At 67.4% G+C, this 22,539-nt stretch carries 17 protein-coding genes; 10 read left to right on the top strand and 7 right to left on the bottom strand.

Annotation, left to right across the window (positions count from 1 at the left end; genetic code table 11):
• Window positions 1–226: 226 nt before the first annotated feature.
• The 3 genes from ACK4UM_RS18905 to ACK4UM_RS18895 all read right to left on the bottom strand — a co-directional run bounded on the left by ACK4UM_RS18905 (window position 227) and on the right by ACK4UM_RS18895 (window position 6,225).
• The gene (locus ACK4UM_RS18905) at window positions 227–1,696 is read right to left on the bottom strand and encodes a hypothetical protein (protein WP_409802392.1); all 1,470 of its coding nucleotides are present in this window, start codon (window positions 1,694–1,696) and stop codon (window positions 227–229) included.
• 140 nt (window positions 1,697–1,836) lie between these two features.
• The gene (locus ACK4UM_RS18900) at window positions 1,837–2,250 is read right to left on the bottom strand and encodes a hypothetical protein (protein ID WP_409802391.1); all 414 of its coding nucleotides are present in this window, start codon (window positions 2,248–2,250) and stop codon (window positions 1,837–1,839) included.
• A gap of 189 nt (window positions 2,251–2,439) precedes the next feature.
• Entirely contained in the window at window positions 2,440–6,225 is a 3,786-nt protein-coding gene (locus ACK4UM_RS18895; protein ID WP_409802390.1) for a vitamin B12-dependent ribonucleotide reductase, read from the bottom strand.
• A gap of 643 nt (window positions 6,226–6,868) precedes the next feature.
• Here ACK4UM_RS18895 and ACK4UM_RS18890 point away from each other — a divergent pair.
• The 3 genes from ACK4UM_RS18890 (at window position 6,869) to ACK4UM_RS18880 (ending at window position 9,055) form a co-directional block, all read left to right on the top strand.
• On the top strand, window positions 6,869–6,997 hold the full coding sequence (locus tag ACK4UM_RS18890; RefSeq protein WP_409802389.1) for a hypothetical protein: 129 nt from the start codon (window positions 6,869–6,871) through the stop codon (window positions 6,995–6,997).
• 126 nt (window positions 6,998–7,123) lie between these two features.
• The gene (locus ACK4UM_RS18885; RefSeq protein ID WP_409802388.1) at window positions 7,124–8,725 is read left to right on the top strand and encodes a Do family serine endopeptidase; all 1,602 of its coding nucleotides are present in this window, start codon (window positions 7,124–7,126) and stop codon (window positions 8,723–8,725) included.
• A gap of 111 nt (window positions 8,726–8,836) precedes the next feature.
• Window positions 8,837–9,055 (top strand): DUF2093 domain-containing protein, encoded by a 219-nt coding sequence (locus ACK4UM_RS18880; protein ID WP_409802387.1) that lies wholly within the window; start codon window positions 8,837–8,839, stop codon window positions 9,053–9,055.
• 73 nt (window positions 9,056–9,128) lie between these two features.
• On the opposite strand, the gene ACK4UM_RS18875 is transcribed toward ACK4UM_RS18880, so the two are convergent.
• Window positions 9,129–11,411 (bottom strand): NADP-dependent malic enzyme, encoded by a 2,283-nt coding sequence (locus ACK4UM_RS18875; protein ID WP_409802386.1) that lies wholly within the window; start codon window positions 11,409–11,411, stop codon window positions 9,129–9,131.
• Window positions 11,412–11,609: 198 nt separating this feature from the next.
• On the opposite strand from ACK4UM_RS18875, the gene ACK4UM_RS18870 reads away from it, so the two are divergent.
• From ACK4UM_RS18870 to ACK4UM_RS18850, 5 genes are all read left to right on the top strand, one after another.
• Window positions 11,610–13,448: an SLC13 family permease gene (locus ACK4UM_RS18870; protein ID WP_409802385.1), complete on the top strand. Its 1,839-nt coding sequence runs from the start codon at window positions 11,610–11,612 to the stop codon at window positions 13,446–13,448.
• A gap of 133 nt (window positions 13,449–13,581) precedes the next feature.
• Window positions 13,582–13,911: an antibiotic biosynthesis monooxygenase family protein gene (locus ACK4UM_RS18865; RefSeq protein WP_409802384.1), complete on the top strand. Its 330-nt coding sequence runs from the start codon at window positions 13,582–13,584 to the stop codon at window positions 13,909–13,911.
• Window positions 13,912–14,203: 292 nt separating this feature from the next.
• The gene (locus ACK4UM_RS18860) at window positions 14,204–15,499 is read left to right on the top strand and encodes an RsmB/NOP family class I SAM-dependent RNA methyltransferase (RefSeq protein WP_409802383.1); all 1,296 of its coding nucleotides are present in this window, start codon (window positions 14,204–14,206) and stop codon (window positions 15,497–15,499) included.
• A gap of 64 nt (window positions 15,500–15,563) precedes the next feature.
• Window positions 15,564–17,132, top strand: coding sequence for a glutamine-hydrolyzing GMP synthase (gene guaA / locus ACK4UM_RS18855; protein WP_409802382.1), 1,569 nt, complete (start codon window positions 15,564–15,566; stop codon window positions 17,130–17,132).
• Between the two features lie 79 nt (window positions 17,133–17,211).
• Window positions 17,212–18,105, top strand: coding sequence for a DUF6615 family protein (locus ACK4UM_RS18850; protein WP_409802393.1), 894 nt, complete (start codon window positions 17,212–17,214; stop codon window positions 18,103–18,105).
• Between the two features lie 70 nt (window positions 18,106–18,175).
• Here ACK4UM_RS18850 and ACK4UM_RS18845 read toward each other — a convergent pair whose 3' ends face one another.
• A complete protein-coding gene (locus tag ACK4UM_RS18845) occupies window positions 18,176–18,511 on the bottom strand; it encodes a helix-turn-helix domain-containing protein (RefSeq protein ID WP_409802381.1) in 336 nt (111 codons plus the stop codon).
• Window positions 18,512–18,665: 154 nt separating this feature from the next.
• On the opposite strand from ACK4UM_RS18845, the gene ACK4UM_RS18840 reads away from it, so the two are divergent.
• A complete protein-coding gene (locus tag ACK4UM_RS18840) occupies window positions 18,666–19,253 on the top strand; it encodes a hypothetical protein (protein WP_409802380.1) in 588 nt (195 codons plus the stop codon).
• A gap of 230 nt (window positions 19,254–19,483) precedes the next feature.
• Here the strand turns inward: ACK4UM_RS18840 and ACK4UM_RS18835 are convergent, their stop codons facing one another.
• The gene (locus tag ACK4UM_RS18835; protein WP_409802379.1) at window positions 19,484–20,305 is read right to left on the bottom strand and encodes an ABC transporter permease; all 822 of its coding nucleotides are present in this window, start codon (window positions 20,303–20,305) and stop codon (window positions 19,484–19,486) included.
• Entirely contained in the window at window positions 20,302–21,273 is a 972-nt protein-coding gene (locus ACK4UM_RS18830; protein ID WP_409802378.1) for an ATP-binding cassette domain-containing protein, read from the bottom strand. The genes ACK4UM_RS18835 and ACK4UM_RS18830 overlap by 4 nt, the downstream gene beginning before the upstream one ends.
• Before the next feature lie 127 nt (window positions 21,274–21,400).
• On the opposite strand from ACK4UM_RS18830, the gene ACK4UM_RS18825 reads away from it, so the two are divergent.
• On the top strand, window positions 21,401–22,456 hold the full coding sequence (locus ACK4UM_RS18825; RefSeq protein WP_409802377.1) for an FUSC family protein: 1,056 nt from the start codon (window positions 21,401–21,403) through the stop codon (window positions 22,454–22,456).
• The last annotated feature ends 83 nt before the right edge of the window (window positions 22,457–22,539 follow it).

Genomic DNA, 22,539 nt, shown 5'->3' with positions numbered 1-22,539 from the left:
TGAGGGCGTACGGCCCGAAACCCAGCCTCCCCGCCCCCGCTCGATCCGGAGCAAGCCCCCCACCCGAGCCCCCTCACCCCCGCCCCTCTCCCATTCGGGAGAGGGGAGCCGCGCTCCCGTGTCGGCACCGGCCGGAGGGCGCTCGCACCCGGAGTTTATGGGGGCGCAGTGCAAGGATCCGAAACGCGACCTCAGAATCGATTCAATTCGCGGATTGAGAAGCGGTTCAAGCTTTCGAGCCAGAAGGTTTATTATCAGCACGAGCGTCAATCAACACAACATCGCGATTCTCGCCGAGCTTGAGTCTCTGCAATATTCTCTCGATTTTGAACTGCTCGTCCAATGTAAAGAATATAATAACCTTGATACCATTTGCCGCATCACTAGCGGCCTGATATATCGGCAGCTGCTTCTCAAGATTGCGCTCCAAAGCTGTATTCTTAGCCAATTTCATTTCAACAAGCGTCTTGTCCCGGGCGCCACGACTTATCTTATAGTCTACTGGTCCACGTCCGTCATTTGCCTCTGATCCAACATCAGAGGGAGAACCAAACCATACGAATCTAAAGAGTATCTGGAGATCACTTTCTCGCTGGATCGGTTTGCCTTGATGGTAAAAGATCCGGTGCCCACCCTTGTTTTCAATGACGTCCTTAAGGTATGCAACCCTTTGATGCGCCTCCTCATAGGTGTTGCGATTCAGATTGTAAAAAGCAGTTTCGCTAAGCAGATCAGCCTGAAGTGCTTTGACATTCCGCTCAAAAATCGTCTCCGTTTCTAAGACTTTTTGCTTACTAATGTCTTTCGCCTGATCACCTTTCTGTTCCTTCAGCCTAATGTAGTAATCGATAATCTCGGGGAACTTCAGAATCGTTCTTGCCGCGGCATCTGCCCGTTCCCTTCTTGATGGCGCACGTCCTTTTGGCTTTGCTAAGACATTAGCGAAGTAATTAAAAACCTGACCACGCAACTCAACATCCGGTATCGACGGGGGAATGGAGTCGAAATCGTGGATCATGTCGCCACGATTGATCCAATTTTCATCGCGCGTCAGAATGTCTTTTGGCGTCAATAGCACGAAATCATTGTCCATAAAAGGTAAGGAATACTTTTTGCGCTGCCAAGACTTAGTATTGTAGTCGAAGATTGCTTTCTGTATCCACACCTCCTTCCTGCGATCAGGAGATACATGCTCAATGGCAAACACCTCTGTGTATCGACAAATATAGTCAATTATCAGATTCAGCGTGAAATCACTAATGTTATCCCGCCCAACACCCTCGTTGATCAGGCAAACCTTCTCGATATGACTGCCCTTTGAGATTCTTTCCCGTCCGAAATCCGAGAATACGATTCTAATGTTTCGACGAAGTGCCGAAGCAAACTGCGCTCCCAAGCCAGTGCCGCCGTTGCCAACGACGGAGAAGCCCAACCAGTTTTGCTTTATATCCGGAAAATAAAACCACGCCTTCTCTAAGTCTTTGTTCACATTCCCGGCAGCTTCTTCATCACGAAGGAATATAATGTATCTCAGTATACTCCGATGAAGATGCTGATATTCTGGCTTGGGACTATTAAATAGCAAAAACGGATCTATGAAGAGTGGCAGGTCATTGACGAGGGATATATTGAACGCGCCATGCTCATCGAGCGTGCGACGGTCAACATCAAAGAAGTCGCTGAAGAATGTCGCCATCGACGCAGTTCCTCACAGATATGCCGTCGCCCGCCTCATGAGGAGAAGCACGTTGTCACGAAGACCACCACTTTCATGGTTTCGCATTTCTAAGCAAAAGTGTACTGCAATGAAGGGCTAGCCTAGAGTTGTCCACAGGTTCAGGTCGTCTTTCGCCCCGGCCACGTGTTGAGATGCAAGCCGCTCAGCGGAGAACGCGCCTCGATGGTTGGCTCAGCGCTATATGACACCAGCGGGTTCGCGCGGGCGAGCTCTTCCAGCAAGTCGCCCAATCCGGCGGGCACGCCGCGGACGACCCCAGCTGGCACGTTAACAGCGATCGGATCGGCGTTCGGAAATCGACTTCCAACCTTCGGAACGAGGACATCTCCGAGGTATCTTTCGACGCCGTCGACGAGGCGAGGGTCGACACGAGCCCACGTCACCGCAAGCGGATTGAGCAGCCCCGAAATTGGGATCGCGGGATCGTCGAAGTGCCGCCCGAGGCGATCGTTGATGTCGCCCTGCCCGATGCGGACGGCGTGGCCAGTAGCGCTCTCGAAGATGACGTACACTCCGAAGCCAAAAGCCTCCCGGACTTCGTCCCTTACGAAAAGGATCGGGCCTTTGCGTTGTTCATGGGACCAGCTTACGTAACGCATGTTCCTGTCCTTTCACGTTTAAACCACCATCTGTTCCACCTCTCAGAAAAACCCGGGCGCATTCACGCGCGCCCGGGCTCTTATCGTTGACTCAACCACCCCTCACGAACACCCCGTCGTCCCCCCGCACGTATCGCACTTCAAACAAGTCCCATTCCGCACCAGCGTGAAATTCTGGCATTCCGGGCAGGCCTCGCCTTCATACCCCTTCATCTTCGCCTCCGCTCGCTTGTCCATCGCCCCGTGAGCCACGGAAGCGCGGCGGGCGGCGGCGGCGTTGGGGGAGCCGGCGGGTGGGGGGGCGAAGGGGAGGCTTTCGGCGATGTCCGGCTCCGCGGTGCGCAGGTCGGGCGCGAGGGCGGTCGCGGCGCGGGCCATGGCGATGGCGGTGGTGGCGGCGGCCTTGGGCGCGAGCTTGGCGATGGTCGCCCCGCTGCCTCCCACCCCGCCGCCGGCGACGCTACCGCCCCCGCCGCCGGCCAGAACCATCAGCTTGTCCGTCTTGCCGCGGGTGAACCCCTTCGACACGTAGGAGGAAGCGGCCGGGCGCGGGGTCTCGGGCTCGATCGCGGCCCCGTCGCCGCCGATCTCGACCGGGGGCACGTGGGCGAGGTCGTAGCGGCCGAGATAGGAGATCGCGAGCTCGCGGAAGATGTAGTCGAGGATCGAGGTCGCGTTCTTGATCGTGTCGTTGCCCTGCACGAAGCCGGCCGGCTCGAACTTGGTGAAGGTGAAGGCGTCGACGTATTCCTCGAGCGGCACGCCGTATTGCAGGCCGAGCGACACTGCGATCGCGAAATTGTTGAGGAGCGCGCGCAAGGTGGCGCCCTCCTTGTTCATGTCGATGAAGATCTCGCCGAGGCGCCCGTCCTCGTATTCGCCGGTGCGCAGGAAGATCGTGTGGCCGCCGACCTTGGCCTTCTGGGTGTAGCCCTTGCGGCGCTGGGGCAGCTTCTCCTGCTCGCGCACCCGCTCGACGCGCTCGATGACGCGCTCGACGATCTTCTCGGCGACCGCCGCGACGCGCGCGGGCGCGGCCTGGGCGAGGAGCGCCTCGACCGCCTCGACCTCGTCCTCCTCGTCCTCGTCCGCGATGAGCGCCGAATTGAGGGGCTGGGAGAGCTTGGAGCCGTCGCGATAGAGGGCGTTCGCCTTGAGCGCGAGGCGCCAGGAGAGCATGTAGGCGGTCTTGCAATCCTCCACCGTCGCGTCGTTCGGCATATTGATCGTCTTCGAGATCGCGCCCGAGATGAAGGGCTGGGCGGCCGCCATCATGCGGATGTGGCTCTCGACCGACAGATAGCGCTTGCCGACGCGCCCGCACGGATTGGCGCAATCGAAGACCGGATAATGCTCGCGCTTCAGGTGCGGCGCGCCCTCGAGCGTCATCGCCCCGCAGACGTGGATGTTGGCGGCCTCGATGTCCTTCTTCGAGAAGCCGAGATGCTGGAGGAGATCGAAGCTCGGCTCGGCGAGTTTTTCGGCCGGGATGCCGAGCGTGCCCGTGAGGAAGTCCTCGCCGAGCGTCCACTTGTTGAAGACGAACTTGATGTCGAAGGCCGACTTCATGCCCGCTTCGAGCGCGGCGATCTTGTCGTCGGTGAAGCCCTTGGCGCGCAAGGTGGAGGGGTTGATCGCCGGCGCCTGGCCGATCGAGCCGTGGCCGAGCGCGTAGACCTCGATCTCGGCGATCTCGTGCTCCTTGTAGCCGAGCGCGCGCAGAGCGTCCGGCACCGCGCGGTTGATGATCTTGAAATACCCGCCGCCGGCGAGCTTCTTGAACTTCACGAGCGCGAAATCGGGCTCGATGCCGGTCGTGTCGCAATCCATCACGAGGCCGATCGTGCCGGTCGGCGCGATGACGGTCGACTGGGCATTGCGATAGCCATGCGCCTCGCCGAGCTCGAGCGCCCGGTCCCAGGCCGCCTTGGCGTGGGCGACGAGGTCCTGCTGCGGGCAGGAGCGGTGGTCGAGCGGCACAGGCGGGGTGTTGAGGCCCTCGTAGCCGTGCGCCTCGCCATGGGCCGCGCGGCGATGGTTGCGCATCACCCGCAGCATGTGCGCGGCGTTCTTCTTGTAGCCGGGGAAGGGCCCGAGCTCGGAGGCCATCTCGGCGGAGGTGGCGTAAGCGACGCCCGTCATGATCGCGGTCAGCGCACCGCAGAGCGCGCGGCCCTGGTCGGAATCGTAGGGCAGGCCCATCGTCATCAGGAGGCCGCCGATATTGGCGTAGCCGAGGCCGAGCGTGCGGTAGCGGTAGGAGAGCTCGGCGATTTCCTTGGACGGGAACTGCGCCATCATCACCGAGATCTCGAGCACCACCGTCCAGAGCCGGCACAGATGCTCGTAGCCCTCGACGTCGAAGGTCTTCGCGTCACGGTCGTAGAATTGCAGCAGGTTCGCTGAGGCGAGGTTGCAGGCCGTGTCGTCGAGGAACATGTATTCCGAGCACGGATTGGAACCCCGGATCGGGCCGGAAGCCGGGCAGGTGTGCCAATCGTTCATGGTGGTGTTGAAGTGCAGCCCCGGATCGGCGGAGGCCCAGGCGGCGTGCCCGATGCGGTCCCACAGATCGCGGGCCTTGAGCGTCTTCTTCACCTTGCCGGACTGGCGCCAGGTCAGATCCCAGGTCCCATCCGTCTCGACCGCGCGCAAAAAGTCGTCCGTGATCGAGACGGAATTGTTGGAGTTCTGGCCGGAGACCGTCAGATAGGCCTCCGAATCCCAATCGGTGTCGTAGATCGGGAAGTCGATGTCGGTGTAGCCCTGGCGCGCGAACTGGATCACGCGCTTGATGTAATTGTCCGGCACCATGGCGCGGCGCGCGGCCTTGATCTCGCGCTTGAGCGCGGGGTTCTTCTCCGGGTCGAAACAGGCCTCGCGATCGCCGTCGCCCGCGACCTCGCAATTCACGCAGGCCTTCATCACGGCCTTCAGGTGCTTGGCGTTGAGCTTCGAGCCGGTGACGAGGGCGGCGACCTTCTGCTCCTCGCGCACCTTCCAATCGATATAGGCCTCGATATCCGGATGGTCGATGTCGACGACGACCATCTTGGCCGCGCGCCGCGTCGTGCCGCCGGACTTGATCGCGCCCGCCGCCCGGTCGCCGATCTTGAGGAAGGACATCAGCCCCGAGGACTTGCCGCCGCCCGACAGCTTCTCCCCCTCCCCGCGCAGCCGCGAGAAGTTCGAGCCCGTGCCCGAGCCGTACTTGAACAGACGTGCTTCACGCACCCACAGATCCATGATGCCGCCGTCGTTCACGAGATCGTCGGCGACGGACTGGATGAAGCAGGCATGCGGCTGCGGGTGCTCGTAGGCGGAGGCCGAGCGCACGAGCTTGCCGGTCATGTAATCGACGTAGAAATGGCCCTGGCTCGGCCCGTCGATGCCGTAGGCCCAGTGCAGGCCCGTGTTGAACCATTGCGGGGAATTGGGCGCGACCATCTGCATCGCGAGCATGAAGCGCAGCTCGTCGAAGAAGGCGGAGGCGTCCTCTTCCGACGAGAAATAGCCGCCCTTCCAGCCCCAATAGGTCCAGCAGCCCGCGAGCCGGTCGAAGACCTGGCGGGCGGAGATCTCCGAGCCGTAGCGCTCCGCCTCGGGGAGCGCGGCGAGCGCCGCCTCGTCGGCGACCGAGCGCCAGAGGAAGGAGGGGACGTCGTTCTCCTCGACGCGCTTCAGCCGCGCGGGCACGCCCGCCTTGCGGAAGTACTTCTGCGCGAGCACGTCGCTCGCCACCTGCGACCAGGCCTCGGGCACGTCGATGCCCTCGAGGCGGAAGACGACCGAGCCGTCCGGGTTGCGGATCTCGCTCGTCGCCTTGCGGAAGGCGATCCCTGCATAGGGGTCCTGGCCTGCGATGGTGTTGCGCCGCTCGATCCGCATCTGTCTCGTCCCGTTCCTGTGCACCGCGCCGCGCGGTGATCGTCAGCCCCAGACGGCCTCGTGGCCGTCGTTTCGTCACGTGCGCGAGAGCGCCGGCTCCCTCCGACGAGGCACGCGCTCCCCGCCGCCGGACCGGGCTCGGTCCTGCGGGCAACGCCGCTCTCGATCTCGGGGGACCTGTACGAGGGGGCCGTCCTGGCCCGCCGTCGCGCCGTCTCGCGATGGAGGAAAAGCTGTCATCCCGACGCCCTCCCGTCAACACCTTGTGCCCCCGCCATCTGGTGCCGACTATATATGGTGCGACCTGTTAAAAATGTGGATATCTCGGGAAGCTTCGCTCAACCCCTTAAAGAATCTGGAATTTTGAAATCCCGCGGCCGCACGCCCGCGCCTGTGGACGGCGGGACAGGGGCTCGCGGGGGCGCGGGAGCGTGTCCGAGAGGCCACGGCGGCGGGTCGCCGATGCCGCACGGGGGCCTTGCGCGACATACGCGGAACTCCCGATTCGCTCGGCCGCGGTCGTTGCGATCGCCCCGCGATCGTCCCCTCTCGGAACGCCGATCGAATCGCCTCGTTCATCCTCCGCTCATCCATGCGGTGTTATGGAACGAGCGTGGCCGGGGGGCTACCTGTGGAGCGCGTCATGCGCGTGCGCGAGAACCTGTTCGATTCGTCCCTTCCCGATGCGGTGTATGGGCGTGCGGCCCTCACGGCATGCTGCGCGCGGCTCGCGCTCCTCGCCTGCGTGCTCGCGGCCCTCGCGATCGGGTGAGCGAACCTTACCGACCCGTCATGATCCGGTAAGCGCCGGGTCAATCGGGATGCGTCAAGAACCGGGGGACAGGTGCGGCGTTGACCGCACGAGACCAGTCCCAATCCCCCGGGAGACGTACGCTCCATGATCCGCAAAAGCCCCCCTCGCGCCGCGCGCGCCGGCCTCCTCGCCTCCGTGGCCGCGGGCGCGCTCGGCCTGGCGATCCTCCTGCCCGGCGCCGCGCCGCTCGCCCAGCAGACGCAAGCCCCCGCGATCGAGGCCCCGGTCGTGCCCACCCAGGCGCTGACCCTCGACCAGCCCGCCCAGCTGATGCCCTCCTTCGCCGACGTCGTCGACCGGGTGAAGCCCGCCGTCGTGTCGGTGCGCGTGCGGCTCGGCGAGGAGGCGACGGGCCCGCGCGCGATGCCGGGCATGCCCGGGATGCCGGGCCAGGGCGGACGCGGCATGCCGGGCTTCCCGCCGGGCTTCGAGCTGCCCGAAGGCAGCCCGTTCGAGGACTTCTTCCGCCGCTTCTTCGGCGAGGAGGGCCAGCCCGGCCAGCGTGCCGAGCCGCGCCAGCCGCGTCGCCAGATGCCCCAGCGCGCCTCGCAGGGCTCCGGCTTCTTCATCTCGGGCGACGGCTACGTCGTCACCAACAACCACGTCATCGCCGGCGGCGAGCGCATCGAGGTGGTGCTCGAGGACGGGCGCGTGCTCGAAGCCGAGGTGATCGGCACAGACCGCCAGACCGATCTCGCCCTCCTGAAGGTGGCTGAGGAAGACACGCAATTCCCCTATGTCGAGTTCGCCCCCGGCATGCCGCGCGTCGGCGATTGGGTGGTGGCGATCGGCAATCCGTTCGGCCTCGGCGGCACGGTCACCGCGGGCATCGTCTCGGCGCGCGGGCGCGACATCGGCGCGGGCCCCTACGACGACTTCCTGCAGATCGACGCGCCGGTGAACCGCGGCAATTCCGGCGGCCCGGCCTTCGATCAGCTCGGCCGCGTGATCGGGGTGAACACCGCGATCTCCTCGCCGACGGGCGGCAATGTCGGCATCGCCTTCGCGATCCCCGCCGACACCGCGACGCGCATCGTCGCGCAGCTGATGCAGGACGGCACGGTCGAGCGCGGCTTCCTCGGCGTGCAGATCCAGCCGGTGACGGAGGACATCGCGGCCGGCGCCGGGCTCGACGGCGCGCGCGGCGCGATCGTGGCGCGCGTCGAGCCGGACAGCCCGGCGGCGCAGGCGGGGCTCGAGGTCGGCGACATCGTGCTCTCGGTCGAGGACCAGCCGATTCGCGACGCCCGCGGCCTCTCGCGCGCCATCGCCTTCCGCGATCCGGGCTCCGACGTCGCGCTGACCGTCTTCCGCGACGGGAGCGAGCGCGAGGTCACGGTGACGCTCGGCCGGCTCGACGCCGATCGCCTCGCGCAGGCCGAGCCGACGCCCGAGCCCGAGGCGGAGCCCGCGGGCTTCGACGCGCTCGGCCTGCGCCTCGCGCCGGTCGAAGGGGACGTGCAGGGCGTCGTCGTCACGGAGGTCGATCCCGACGGCCCCGCATTCGAGCGCGGCATCGTCGAGGGCGACGTGATCGTCGAGATCGCCGGCAACGCCATCACCTCGCCGCAGGACGTCGCGGCGGCCCTCGAGGCGGCCGAGGAGGACGGGCGCCCGGCGGTGCTCGTGCGCGTCGAGCGCGACGGCTCCTCGCGCTTCGTCGCCTTCCGCCTCCCGATCGGCTGATCGCGCGGATCCGAGAATGGGGAAAGCGGGCGTTGAACACGGCGCCCGCTTTCTCTTATCTAGCCCCTTATCTAGCAACCCGAGCGCACGAGACGAAAGGCCTTCGAACCCATGAACAAGCTGGAGCGGCCGGGCGGCGAGGCCGAGGTCGAATATCTCGATTCCACCATCCGCGTGGTGCGCCCCGGCTCCTTCGTGCGCTGCGCGGTGACGCGCGCCGAGATCCCGCTCGACCAGCTGCGCTATTGGAGCGTCGAGCGCCAGGAGGCCTACGCGACCCCGCAAGCCGTGCTCGAGCGCCTCGGCCACGCCGCGCCCCGCCCGGGCTGAGCGCCGTCGCCTTCGCGCGTCCCGCTCCGAGGGAGCGGCGCGCTGATGACGATCCAAGACCTCCGAGCGCGCCTCAGTCCGCCGCCTGCGCCTCCACGACCGCGACCGCCGTCATGTTGACGATGCCGCGCGCCGTGATCGAGGGCGTGACCACGTGGGCGGGGCGCGCCGGGCCGACCAGGATCGGCCCCACCGGCAGCGCGTCCGCCATCACCTTGGTGAGCTGGTAGGCGATGTTGGCGGCATCGAGATTGGGCATGATCAGCACGTTCGCCTCCCCCTCGAGCCGCGAATGGGGGTAGACGCGGTCGCGCGTCATCTGCGAGAGCGCGGTGTCGGCCTGCATCTCGCCGTCGACCTCGAGATCGGGCGCGCGCGTCTCGATGATCGCGAGCGCGTCGCGCATCTTGCGCGCCGAGGCGTGGTCGACCGAGCCGAAATCGGAATGCGAGACGAGGGCGATCTTCGGCGTGATGCCGAAGCGGGCCACGTGCCGCGCGCAGGCGATCGTCATGTCCGCGAGCTCCTCCGCGCTCGGATCGGGGCGGACATGCGTGTCGGCGAGGAAATAGGCGCCGCGGCGGGTCACCATCAGGGAGAGCGCCGCGAAATCGCGCGCGCCGGGGGCGAGCCCGACGATGTTCTTGATGTGCCGCAGATGCGACTGGAAGCGGCCCTCGAGACCGCAGATCAGCGCGTCCGCATCCCCGCGCCGCAGCGCGATGCCGGCGATCACGGTCGAGTTCGTGCGAACCAGCGTGCGCGCCGCGTCCGGCGTGATCCCGCGCCGGCCCGCGACCTCGACATAGGTCGCGACGTAGTCGCGATAGCGCGGATCGTCCTCGGGATTGATCAGCTCGAAATCGCGGCCGATCTCGAGCGAGAGGCCGAAGCGCTGGATGCGCGCCTCCACGACCGAGGGGCGGCCGATCAGGATCGGATGGGCGATCCCGTCCTCGATCACGACCTGCGCCGCGCGCAGCACCCGCTCGTCCTCGCCCTCGGCATACACCACCCGCTTCGGCGCCGCCTTCGCCGCGGTGAAGAGCGGCTTCATCACGAAGCCCGAGCGGAAGACGAAGGCGTTGAGCGAATCGGCGTAAGCGCCGATATCCGCGAGCGGACGCGTCGCCACGCCCGACGCCATCGCCGCCTCCGCCACGGCGGGCGCGATGCGCAGGATGAGCCGCGGATCGAACGGCGAGGGGATCAGCGACGTGTCGCCGAACGGCCGCGCCTCGCCGCCATAGGCGCGCGCCACCACCTCGGAGGGCGCCTCCCGCGCGAGCGCGGCGATGGCCTTGACGGCGGCGGCCTTCATCTCCTCGTTGATCGTGGTGGCGCCGACGTCGAGCGCGCCGCGGAAGATGTAGGGAAAGCACAGGACGTTGTTGACCTGATTGGGGAAGTCCGACCGCCCCGTGCAGATCATGGCGTCCGGGCGCACCTCGCGGGCGAGGTCGGGCATGACCTCCGGCACCGGGTTGGCGAGCGCCAGGATCAGCGGGCGATCGGCCATGCGCGCGAGGAGCTCGGGCTTGAGCACGCCCCCCGCGGAGAGGCCGAGGAAGACGTCCGCGCCGTCGATCACCTCGGCGAGCGTCCGCGCGCTCGTCTCCTGCGCGTAGACCGCCTTCCAGCGGTCCATCAGCGCCTCGCGCCCCTCGTAGACGACACCTTCGATGTCGGTGACGAAGATGTTCTCGCGCCGCACGCCGAGCGAGACAAGGAGGTTGAGGCACGCGAGCGCGGCCGCGCCGGCGCCCGACGTCACGACCTTGATGTCCGACAGGCTCTTGCCCGCGATCACCATCGCGTTGGTGACGGCGGCGCCGACGATGATGGCGGTGCCGTGCTGGTCGTCGTGGAAGACGGGGATCTTCATCTGCGCCTTGAGCTGCTCCTCGATGTCGAAGCACTCGGGCGCCTTGATGTCCTCGAGATTGATGCCGCCGAAGGTCGGCTCGAGCGCGGAGACGACGTCGACCACCCGCTCGACGCTGCCCGCGTCGATCTCGATGTCGAACACGTCGATGCCGGCGAATTTCTTGAACAGGACCGCCTTGCCCTCCATCACCGGCTTCGAGGCGAGGGGTCCGATATTGCCGAGGCCGAGCACGGCGGTGCCGTTCGAGATCACCGCGACGAGGTTCTGGCGCGCCGTGAGCGTCGCCGCCTCGGCGGGATCCTCGACGATCGCCTCGCAAGCCGCCGCGACGCCGGGCGAATAGGCCAGCGCGAGGTCGCGCTGGTTGCCGAGCGGCTTCGTCGGCTGGATCTCGAGCTTCCCGGGCTTGGGATGGCGGTGATAGACGAGCGCCGCGGATTTGAGATCGTCGGTGATGGTGCCTTTCACGGGAACGCCTCGCCTTGTCCTGTCGGTCGTCGTGTTCTCGGCGCCCTTGGTACCCATCGTGAGCGGTCGCGGCAATCCCGCAAGCGGAACATGCACATTTTCCCGCGGCGCGCAGGTATGCCGCGGGACCTTTTGCCCTGGCTTCGCCGTTTCGATGATCTCTCGCGCGCCGAGCCGCGCCCTGCCCACCGAGGCCCGATGACGACCCCCCAGATCGCGATACTCGCCATCCTCGCCGCTGCCATGGCGATGTTCGTCTTCGGTCGCTGGCGCCACGACATGGTCGCGGTGGCCGCGCTCCTCGCCTGCGTCGTGTTCGGGCTCGTCGCGGCCGAGGAGGCGTTCGCCGGGCTCGGCCATCCGGCCGTCGTGACGGTCGCCTGCGTGCTCGTGCTCTCGCGGGCGCTGCAGAATTCCGGCGCGGTCGATCTCCTCACCCAGCGCATGCTGCCCAAGGACATCGGCGCGGGCCGCGCCATCGCGACGCTCACCGGCCTCGCCGCCTTCCTCTCCGCCTTCATGAACAATGTCGGCGCGCTCGCCCTCCTGATGCCGCTCGCGCTTCAGATCTCGGAGAAGCAGGGCGTGCCGCCCGCGCGCGTGCTGATGCCGCTCTCCTTCGGCTCGATCCTCGGGGGCATGACCACGCTGATCGGCACGCCGCCGAACCTGATCGTCGCGGGCTATCGCTACGAGGCGACGGGGCGCGGCTTCGGCATGTTCGACTTCGCCCCCGTCGGCGTGCCGATCGCGCTCGCGGGCATCGCCTTCCTGCTCCTCGTCGGCCGCTGGCTCATCCCCGCGCGCAAGCAGGCCGGCGGCGAGGGTTTCGTCACCGACGCCTACATGACCGAGGCGCGCATTCCCGAAGGCGCCGACGCCGAGGGCATGACGCTGCGCGAAATCGAGGCGGCCATGCGCGAGGCGGACGCCCTCGTCGTCGGTCTCGTGCGCCACGAGGTGCGCCTCTCCGCGCCCGATCCGTGGCGGCGCGTCCAGGCCGGGGACATCCTCGTCGTCGAGGCCGACCAGAAGGCGCTGCCCGGCGCGCTCTCGCGGCTCGGCCTCGCCCTCGAGGAGGACAAGCCGGCCGAGCCCGACGAGGAGGCGATCGCCGAGGCGGCGGCCGCGCAGCCGGCCGGCGAGACGGGCGAGAGCGCCCGCAAGAGCGCCGAGGACGAACCCATCGCTCTGGGCGAGTTCGTGATCCTGCCGGGATCGCCCCTCGTCGGGCGCTCGGCGGCGGACCTGCGGCTGCGCACGCGCCACGGCCTCAACATGCTCGCCGTCTCCCGCCAGGGCGAGCGCTCGCGGGCGCGGCTTCGCACGATGATCCTGCGGGCGGGCGACGTGCTCCTCGTGCAGGCGGCGCCCGAGCGGCTCGCCGATTTCGCCAACGCCTTCGGCGCCGCTCCGCTCGCCGAGCGGCAGGTCCGAATCCCCAACAAGCGCGACATCGCGATCTCGATCGCGATCTTCCTCGTCGCCATCGGCGTCGCCGCCTTCGGCATCGTCCCCGCCGCGGTCGCCTTCGCGGGCGGCGTGCTCGCCGCGATGGCGACGCGGGTGGTGGCGCCGCGTTCCGTCTACAACGCGATCGACTGGTCGGTCGTCGTGCTCCTCGGCGCGCTGATCCCGGTCGCCGGGGCGATGCAGGCGACGGGCGCGGCCGATCTCGTCGCCTCGCTCATCATCGACACGCTGGCGCAGGGCAACGGCATCGTCGCGCTCGCCCTCATCCTCGTCGTGACGATGACGCTCTCCGACTTCATGAACAACGCCGCGACCGCCGCCGTGATGTGCCCGATCGCCATCGGCGCCGCCGCGAGCCTCGGCGCGAGCGCGGACCCGTTCCTGATGGCGGTGGCGGTCGGCGCGTCCTGCGCCTTCCTGACGCCCATCGGCCACCAGAACAACACGCTCATCCTCGGCCCCGGCGGCCTGCGCTTCGGCGATTACTGGCGGCTCGGCCTGCCGCTCGAAGTGCTCGTCGTGGCGGTCGCGGTGCCGGCGATCCTGTTCGCCTGGCCGCTGTGAGGGTTGGCAGAGAGGGCGAGCGCGAGGCTCGGCCTGCGACACGCGGACCTCCCCCGGCCGCGCGTCGTTGAGCCCGGCGGCGCGCGCCGCTACCAATGGCGCGGACGAGACGCCGACGCAGAGGAGGTCCGCGATGTTCATCGGCATGAACCGGTTCAAGGTCCGCAAGGACGCGATTTCCGATTTCGAAGCGGTCTGGCTCAACCGCGACAGCCATTTGAAGGACGTGCCGGGCTTCACGGCGTTCCATCTCCTCAAGGGGCCGGAGCGCGAGGACCACGTGCTCTACGTCTCCCACTCGATCTGGGCCTCCCGCGAGGCCTTCGAGGCCTGGACGCGCTCGGAGGCGTTCCGCAAGGCGCATGCGCGGGCGGGCGACAACAAGCCGACGACGCTCGGCCCGCCGGAGCTCGAGGATTTCGACGTGATCCAGACCGTGGAGGGCGCGCGGGCGGCGGGGTGACGAGGGTCTCCAATCCTGTCATCCCGGACGCCGAAGGCGATCCGGGACCCATATCCACGACGCGTCAGTCGCAGCCTGTAGGCTGCGCTTCTCGCCGGATCCGCCGACGTCGCCGTTGCGAGCGAGCGCGGCATGCGCGCTCGAACCGCCGTCGGCGCGTATGGGTCCCGGGTCCGCTCCGCGGCCCGGGATGACAGCGCGCAGATGGTCTGCGAACTCCGCAGGGACCAAGAGCCCGTCCCCCATCGCGTCGCGCTTGCGGGGGGCGCGCGAAGCTGCCACATGAGGCGCCATGACGCCGCAAGCCCGCCTCTCGGCCTCGATCGAGGTCCTCGACGACATCCTCGCCCGCCGCCGGCCCGCCGCGGAGGCGCTGAAGGATTGGGGCATCGCGCACCGCTTCGCCGGCTCGAAGGACCGCGCCGGGATCGCGACGCTTGTCTACGACGCGTTGCGCCGCCGCGCCTCGGCCGCGCATGTGACGGGTGCCGAGACCGGCCGCGCGATCATGCTCGGCATGCTCGCCCTGCAGCGCGGCATGAGCGTCGACATGATCGGGAATCTCTGCGACGCCAGCCGTTTCGCGCCGTCTCCTCTCACGGGCGACGAGCGCGCGCGGCTCTCCGCGCTCGACCTCTCGGACGCGCCGCCTCACGTCGTCGGCGACTACCCCGAATGGATCCACCCGCAGCTCGAGGCGATCTTCGGCGAGGCGCTGGCGGAGGAGGCCCGCGCGCTCGCCGAGCGCGCGCCGCTCGACATCCGCGTCAACCTGCTCGCGACCGACCGCACCGCGCTCCAGGACGCGCTCGCCTTCCTCGCGCCCGTCGAGACGCCGCTCTCGCCGATGGGCCTGCGCGTCGCGATCGGCGAGGACGGGCGCGGGCCCGCGCTCCAGAGCGAGCCCGAATTCAAGAAGGGCCTGTTCGAGATCCAGGACGAGGGCTCGCAGCTCGCAGCCCTCCTCGCGGGCGCCCGCCCGCGCGAGCAGGTCGCGGATCTGTGCGCGGGGGCGGGCGGCAAGACGCTCGCGCTCGCCGCGGCGATGGAGAATTCCGGCCAGCTCTACGCGACCGACATCGATTCGCGCCGCCTCGCGCCGATCTACGATCGACTGGAGCGGGCGAGCGTGCGCAACGTCCAGGTCCGCACGCCGCGCGGCGAGAAGGACCCGATGGCGGATCTCGAGGGCACCCTCGACCGCGTCGTCGTCGACGCGCCCTGCACCGGCACGGGCGTCTGGCGGCGCAATCCGGACGCGAAATGGCGGCTGCGGCCGGGCTCGCTCTCGCAGCGCGAGCAGGAGCAGGCCCGCGTCCTCGACCGCGCCGCCGCCCTCGTGAAGCCGGGCGGGCGGATCGTCTACGTCACCTGTTCGGTGCTGCCGGCGGAGAACGACGACGCCGTCTCGGGGCTCCTCTCGCGCACCGACGGGTTGTCGCCGGTGCCGGTCGACCGGCTCCTCGCGGAGGCGGGGCTCGAGGCGCTCGGCCCGCGCGTGCGGCGCACGGCACACGGCTTGCAGATGTCGCCCGCGCTCACCGGCACGGACGGGTTCTACGTCGCCGCGCTCGCGCGCGCGCCATGACCACCACCAGCGGGGCGTTGCGCGCGCGCCTCCACGGCCTTATCGAGCTGCCATGAGACCTGCCATGACGAACGCCATCCCCGAGAATCACGACCGCATCCTCATCGTCGATTTCGGCTCGCAGGTCACGCAGCTGATCGCGCGGCGCGTGCGCGAGGAGGGGGTCTATTCCGAGATCGTGCCCTTCCAGTCGGCCGCCGCGGCCTTCCGCGAGATGAAGCCGAAGGGCGTCATCCTCTCGGGCGGGCCGGCCTCGGTGACGGACGACGTCTCCCCGCGCGCGCCGCAGGAGATCTTCGAGGCGGGCGTGCCGGTGCTCGGCATCTGCTACGGCGAGCAGACCATGGCCGCCCAGCTCGGCGGCACCGTCGAGGGCGGGCACCACCGGGAATTCGGCCGCGCCGAGGTCGAGATCGTCGCCGAAAGCCCCCTCTTCGCAGGGTGCTGGGAGGTCGGCCAGCGCTATCCCGTCTGGATGAGCCACGGCGACCGGGTGACGAAGCTGCCCGAGGGCTTCTCCATCATCGGCATTTCCGAGAACGCGCCCTTCGCCGCGGTGGCGGACGAGAAGCGGCGCTTCTACGGGGTGCAGTTCCATCCGGAAGTGGTGCACACGCCGCACGGCGCGCATCTCCTGCGCAATTTCGTGCGCGACATCGCCGGCTGCCGAGGCGACTGGACCATGGCCGCCTTCCGCGAGGAGGCGATCGCCCGCATCCGGGCCCAGGTCGGCAACGAGCAGGTGATCTGCGGCCTCTCGGGCGGCGTCGATTCGGCGGTCGCGGCCGTTCTCCTGCACGAGGCGATCGGCGACCAATTGACCTGCGTCCTCGTCGATCACGGGTTGATGCGCGCGGGCGAGGCGCAGGAGGTCGTGAGCCTCTTCCGCTACGCCTACAACATCCCGCTCGTCCATGTGGAGGCGCAGGAGCTCTTCCTGAAGGAGCTCGCGGGCGTCTCGGACCCGGAGGTCAAGCGCAAGACGATCGGCCGGCTCTTCATCGACGTGTTCGAAGCGGAAGCCAAGAAGATCGGCGGGGCGACCTTCCTCGCGCAGGGCACGCTCTATCCCGACGTGATCGAGAGCGTCTCCTTCACCGGCGGCCCCTCCGTCACCATCAAAAGCCACCACAATGTCGGGGGGCTTCCCGAGCGCATGAACATGAAGCTCGTCGAGCCCCTGCGCGAGCTCTTCAAGGACGAGGTGCGCAAGCTCGGGCGCGAATTGGGCCTGCCCGAACATTTCGTCGGCCGCCACCCCTTCCCCGGCCCCGGCCTCGCGATCCGCTGCCCTGGAGAGATCACGGGCGAAAAGCTCGACATCCTGCGCAAGGCCGACGTCATCTATCTCGAGGAGATCCGCCGCGCGGGCCTCTACGACGACATCTGGCAGGCCTTCGCCGTCCTCCTCCCCGTCCGCACCGTCGGCGTCATGGGCGACAGCCGCACCTACGAATACGTGTGCGCGCTCCGCGCAGTGACCTCCGTCGACGGCATGACGGCGGACTTCTACCCGTTCGACATGGGCTTCATCGGGCGCGTGGCGACCCGGATCATCAACGAGGTGCGGGGGATCAACCGGGTGGTGTATGACGTGACGTCGAAGCCGCCGGGGACGATCGAGTGGGAGTGAGGGGGGCAGGATAGAACGTGGAGATCATGATCTATTAATTTGGGTTGCATTCTGCTTAGGATTGTGCAGTGATTTGAAAATGCTGTGTCATTTTTCCCAACTCTTCCCTACCTATGTTGAGCTTTTCCTCAACCGAGACAGGGGCCTCCGCCGACGCTTTCGCGAAGAGACTGTCACTGATCTGTTTATGGGCGGTCTGGTTGGACTTGGCTCCGGGAGCATGATTGTTAACTTTCCAGCGGATGAGGCGCGTACTGGAAATGATATGGAATGGTGGTTTGTGGATGTGTACAGCAAAAGATTCTGGTGCGTTCTAGTTCAAGCGAAGAAACTTTCTGGAAGAGGTCGCGTCTGGTCGAGACTCGGGTACCCGAAATTAAAGCACACAACAGGGCGCGGGGGGCCTCTTCAGGTAAAAGTCCTTTGCGATACCGCGCGAATCATGACAGCTTGCGGCACGCCAACGTTTCCACTATATATATTCTATAACCCGGGTCGCGCTTGTGAGATGGCGCGAGCGGCAGGTGTGTTTAGTGTGAATGGGGTGAGCGTCTCGGATGGATTCTTTATAGAAAGACTTGTGGTAAATGGACTTCCACATAATCTGAAGCGTTTGTCACCCCACATGTATCCTCTTTCGGCCCTTTTCTGTCCTGACAGTATTCACTATTCGGCAGCTGGTACCGGGCGTCGAAGCTTCACGGGCCCGTTTTTTTTATCTTCTGATGGTCGCCTGGGCAATGCGGTATCACCCGGCCCGGAAGAGGCCCGGAGGCGGTTCTCTAGAGTCTTCCCGCGGTCAGTTGATATAGAGGGCGTAGATGGGTCTGACTTGGATATTATCCCACAGGTTTCTGAGGGACTTCCAGACAATATAATGGTCTCCATAGAGCGATCTGCTTCTGGCGTGTCGATAGACGAGAGTCTTGATCATCCGCGTGTGATTTTTTTGTCTGACTCACGGAGACGGTGATCTCGCACCCATTGCGCGGACCTGTAGCGCCCGCCGCGTCTCTCCACCCCGCTCCACCCACACCTCGACATCACCCATCCCCCACCTCCTTCTTCCTCCGCGGCAGGTGCACGCGCTGGGGCAGGGCGGCGCTCGCGAGGGTTTGGCCGACGGCGTCGTTGCGGATGTCGGCGAGGTCGGCGAAGGCGGGGAGGAGGCCGAGCGCGTGGAGGGTCGCGGCGTAGATGCCGACGCTCACGCCGATGTCCCCGCGCTCCACGCGTTGCAGCGTCGAGCGCGAGGTGAAGGCGCGTTCGGCGACGACCGCCATCGGCAGCCGCCGGCGCTTGCGCGCGTCGCGGATATCGGCGCCGAGCTTGCGGATGGCGCGCCGAACTGCGGAAGGTGGAAGGTGGGGTGTGGGCATTTGCGTCGGCTTCGTGGGTCGTACGGCGATGAATATGTAGCACGAACGCGACATTAACGGAAGCCACTTCCTTGCGTCGCCGCCCATGCTGACAGAGCACCGCGCCCTCCGATATAGATGTTCTCCCGCACACCCCCTCAGCGGAGCCCGCCTCATGCCCCGCCGTTCCCGCTACGATGTTCTCTTCGAGGAAGACGAGCGCGCCATCGCGCGCCAAAACATGTTCCGCTCGATCGCGGACCTCACCGCTCTCGCTTGGGCGGACATTCCCGGGGTGGAGGCGGTGGGGGCGACCGGGGGGCTCGTGAAGAAGCTCTGGCGGGAGATGCCGTATTGGCGCCGCCGCGGCGAGCCATCGCTCGCCTCGCTGCACACGCTCGACATGGCGGTGTGGGTCTCCTCGACGGAGTGCATCCCGCGCCTGCGGATCGCCTTCGGTCGCGTGCTGACGGACGCCACCGCTCGCGGCGTCAACCACGACATGGCACATTTCTATCTGAGGGCCGTCGTCTATGATGCGGACAGCGATGCCTATCGCGGCTTCGTGTGCACTTACGGCACCTGCCCGAAGGGCAAGCCCCCCTGCGAAGCCCGAGGCTGCGGCGCGGTGCCCTTCCTGCAGCAATTCGACGATTACGACCGTTTCGACGCCGAGGCAGACCGCCTGCGCGCCCACATGCTCTTCCGCCGCGGGCACGGCATCGTCGGCCGCGCGGCCGACCTTCCAGAGAGCGAGCCGTGAGCGCGCGCAGATCTCTCAGGCTGTCATCCCGGGCCGCGAAGCGGACCCGGGACCCATACGCTCCGACGCTCGTCCGAGCGTGCATGCAGCGCTCGCTGCGCATCCTTGCGATGTCGGGCACTGGAGAAACGCAGCCTATAGGCTGCGACTGAGCCATCGGAGGGTATGGGTCCCGGATCGCCTTCGGCGTCCGGGATGACACCCTCCTGAGAACGCGAACCACCCGCCGCTCACCGCTCCTTCGCGTAGAGCCGCATCGTCAGAGGCGCGAAGACCGCCGCCACCAGGGCCGGCGCGGCGAGCGCGAGGGCGATCGCGCGCGCGTCCGGCGCGCCGTCGAGCGTGGTGCGCAGCGCCGTGACGATCAGCGAGACCGGGTTCGCCTGCGCGAAGGCGGCGAGCCAGGGGGGCATGGTGGCGGGCTCGACATAGATGTTCGAGCCGAAGGTGATCGGCATCAGGAAGAGCCAGGACACCGTCATCATCGTGCCCCCCGAGCGCATCGCGAGCGCGAGCGCCGTGAACACCCAGCCGATTCCGAAGGCGAAGAGGTTGAGGAGGACGAGCGCGACGAGGATCGACGCGGGCCCGCCCGCGGGCCGATAGCCCATCAGGAAGCCGACCGCGAGCACCAGCGCCGCCGAGATCGTATAGCGCGCGAAGTCCCCCACGATCGCGCCGGCGATCGGGGCGGGGCGCCAGATCGGCAGGGCACGGAAGCGGTCGAACACGCCCCGCGCGATGTCCTGATTGAGCGTGTAGCCGGTATGGACGCAGGAGAACAACACCGTCTGCATCATGATGCCCGGCAGGAGGAAGGCGAGATAGGCCTCCGGCGAGCCGGCGATCACGTTGCCGAAGAGGTAGGTGAAGAGCACCGTGAACATGATCGGCGATGCGACCATGTCGAAAGCCTGTTCGGGATTGTGCTTGATCTTGAGGATCGCTCGCCAGGCGAAGACGAGCGTCTCGGTGACGGGCCGCGCACGGCCGGTCTTGGCCGAGCGCCGCTCGCCGAGCGCGGCGTCGAGGGGGTTGTCGCGCGGGATCATCGATGCGTCTCCTCGTCGTCGCCGCGGGTCTCGTCCTGCGCGGGGTGGCCGGTGAGCGCGAAGAACACGTCGTCGAGGCTCGGCTGGCCGAAGGAATGCTCGGCGAGCGCGATGTCGGCTTGCGCGAGCGCGGCGAGGAACGGCACCGCGTCGGCGGCGCGGGGGAGCGGCAGCTCCCAGGCGCGCGGATCCTCGCCGCGCGTCGGCGCATGCCCGAGCCCCGCCGCGATCCGTGCGAGCGCCGGCGCATCGTCCGCCTCGACGAGGCGCAGCCGCAAGACGCCGGAGCCGACCATCCCCTTGAGATCCGCGCTCGTGCCCTCGGCGATGACGCGGCCGTGGTCGATCACGGCGATGCGCTCGGCGAGCTGATCGGCCTCCTCGAGATATTGCGTGGTGAGGAGCACCGTCGTGCCGGAGCGCGCGAGCCGACGCACGATCGCCCACACCTCCGCGCGGCTCTTGGGGTCGAGCCCCGTCGTCGGCTCGTCGAGAAAGAGGATGTCGGGCGTCACGATCATCGAGGCGGCGATGTCGAGGCGCCGGCGCATGCCGCCCGAATAGGTCCGCACCTGCCGCTGCGCGGCCTCCGCAAGATCGAAGGCCGCGAACAGAGCCTCGGCCCGCGCCCGCGTCTCGGCGCCCGAGAGGCCGAGGAGCCGGGCGAGGACGTGCAGGTTCTCGCGGCCGGTCAGATCCTCGTCGAGCGAGGCGAACTGGCCGGTGAGCGCGATGCGCGCCCGCACTTCGGCCGCCTCGCGCACCACGTCGCGGCCGAGCACGAACGCCTCGCCGGAGGTCGGCCGGATCAGCGTCGAGAGGACGCGCACGAAGGTCGTCTTGCCCGCCCCGTTCGGGCCGAGAATGCCGTAGACGCTGCCCCTGCGCACCGACAGGTCGATCCCGTCGAGCGCCCGCTTCTCGCCGAAGGTCTTGCGCAGAGCCCGCGCCTCGATGGCCGCGTCCACATCGTCCTCCCTCGTCCGGTGCGGTTGCGGAAGATCACAGCCCGCGCCCGGATGCAACCCGCTCCGTGCCGGCGTCGACCGAACGCTCCGGGCTCCCGCACGTTCGACGGGCGAGGAGGCTCGCCAGATGCGGCTCGATCGATGGATCACGCGCGACGTCGCGCGCGTCGTGCTGCAGACGGCGGTCGCCGCGGCGGCGACGGCGCTCGTCGTGCGCGCGATCGGGCTCGACGAGGTTTCCTTCGCGGTGATCTCGGCTCTGTTCACGATCCGCTTCAACTCGGATTCGACCCTGCGCTCGGGCGCGAACCGGATCGTCTCGGCTCTCGTCGGCACGCTGATCGGGCTCGCCGTGGTCCTCGCCTATCCGGGCGCCTATCACGCGCTCGGCGGGCTCGTGATCGCGTGCGCGCTCGCGAGCGTGGTGACGACGCTGCGCCCGCGATACGATTACACCGTCGTGCCCGCCGCGATCATCGCGCTCGATCTCGGCGCCGATGTGGGCGAGGCGCTCGAGCAGGCGCTCGCGATCATGATCGGCGCGCTGATCGGCGTGGCCGCGACGCTCGTCGTCTGGCCCGAGACCGGCCGCGCCCGGGCGCTGCGCTTCCTCGCCGACGCCGTCGACGATTGCCGTCGGCTGCTCGAGGCCGGCTTCAAGGGGCTCGTCGGCGCGGACGGGGAGAGCGGGCGCGCGGTCGCGGCCGATTTCACCCGCCACATCGCCTATGCGCGGCAGGTGGCGGGAGAAACCCGCTACAAGCCGCGCCTTTCGAGCGGACGCTCGCTCGTGGACGCGGTCGCGGCGGTCGAGCGCCTGTGGAACACGCTCGTCATCTTGGATCGCATCGGCGAGGAGCGCATCGACGATTTCTCCGGCGACGACGTGGCGCGCGTGCACGACCGGCTCGCCGATCTCTCGGCGGCGACGAGCGAGCATCTGAGCCGCCTCGTCGACTTCATGGCCTCGCGCACGCAGACGCCCCCCGATTTCGGAGCGATCGTGCGCGAGATCGCCGAGGTAGAGGAGGCGATGGAGGCGCCCCCACGCTTCGCGCAGGCCGACGCGCTCGACGAGAGCGGCCGCGCGATCCTCGCCCTGCGCTTCGCCCTCGACGAGCTGCGCCGGGTGCTCGGCGAATTGGCGGCACTCGTCGAAGCCGAGCGCGCTCCCTCCCCCTAGGAGAGGGTGGACTTGCGAGGCGTGAGCCGAGAAAGGTCGGGTGGGGCCCGGGCGGAGATCGTCCTTCAACCCTCGGGCCCCAT

The sequence above is a fragment of the Salinarimonas sp. genome, from assembly GCF_046292825.1.
Lineage (GTDB): Bacteria > Pseudomonadota > Alphaproteobacteria > Rhizobiales > Beijerinckiaceae > Salinarimonas.
The sequence above is the reverse complement of the archived record's forward strand: the minus strand, read 5'-3'. Positions and strand labels throughout refer to the sequence as shown.

Coding starts and splice junctions, on each gene's coding strand:
- ACK4UM_RS18885 (WP_409802388.1), top strand. CDS start 7,124: ATGATCCGCAAAAGCCCCCCTCGCGCCGCGCGCGCCGGCCTCCTCGCC.
- ACK4UM_RS18880 (WP_409802387.1), top strand. CDS start 8,837: ATGAACAAGCTGGAGCGGCCGGGCGGCGAGGCCGAGGTCGAATATCTC.
- ACK4UM_RS18860 (WP_409802383.1), top strand. CDS start 14,204: ATGACGCCGCAAGCCCGCCTCTCGGCCTCGATCGAGGTCCTCGACGAC.
- ACK4UM_RS18895 (WP_409802390.1), bottom strand. CDS start 6,225: ATGCGGATCGAGCGGCGCAACACCATCGCAGGCCAGGACCCCTATGCA.
- ACK4UM_RS18865 (WP_409802384.1), top strand. CDS start 13,582: ATGTTCATCGGCATGAACCGGTTCAAGGTCCGCAAGGACGCGATTTCC.
- ACK4UM_RS18870 (WP_409802385.1), top strand. CDS start 11,610: ATGACGACCCCCCAGATCGCGATACTCGCCATCCTCGCCGCTGCCATG.
- ACK4UM_RS18850 (WP_409802393.1), top strand. CDS start 17,212: ATGCTGTGTCATTTTTCCCAACTCTTCCCTACCTATGTTGAGCTTTTC.
- ACK4UM_RS18845 (WP_409802381.1), bottom strand. CDS start 18,511: ATGCCCACACCCCACCTTCCACCTTCCGCAGTTCGGCGCGCCATCCGC.
- ACK4UM_RS18835 (WP_409802379.1), bottom strand. CDS start 20,305: ATGATCCCGCGCGACAACCCCCTCGACGCCGCGCTCGGCGAGCGGCGC.
- ACK4UM_RS18825 (WP_409802377.1), top strand. CDS start 21,401: ATGCGGCTCGATCGATGGATCACGCGCGACGTCGCGCGCGTCGTGCTG.
- guaA (WP_409802382.1), top strand. CDS start 15,564: ATGACGAACGCCATCCCCGAGAATCACGACCGCATCCTCATCGTCGAT.
- ACK4UM_RS18840 (WP_409802380.1), top strand. CDS start 18,666: ATGCCCCGCCGTTCCCGCTACGATGTTCTCTTCGAGGAAGACGAGCGC.
- ACK4UM_RS18890 (WP_409802389.1), top strand. CDS start 6,869: ATGCGCGTGCGCGAGAACCTGTTCGATTCGTCCCTTCCCGATGCGGTG.
- ACK4UM_RS18905 (WP_409802392.1), bottom strand. CDS start 1,696: ATGGCGACATTCTTCAGCGACTTCTTTGATGTTGACCGTCGCACGCTC.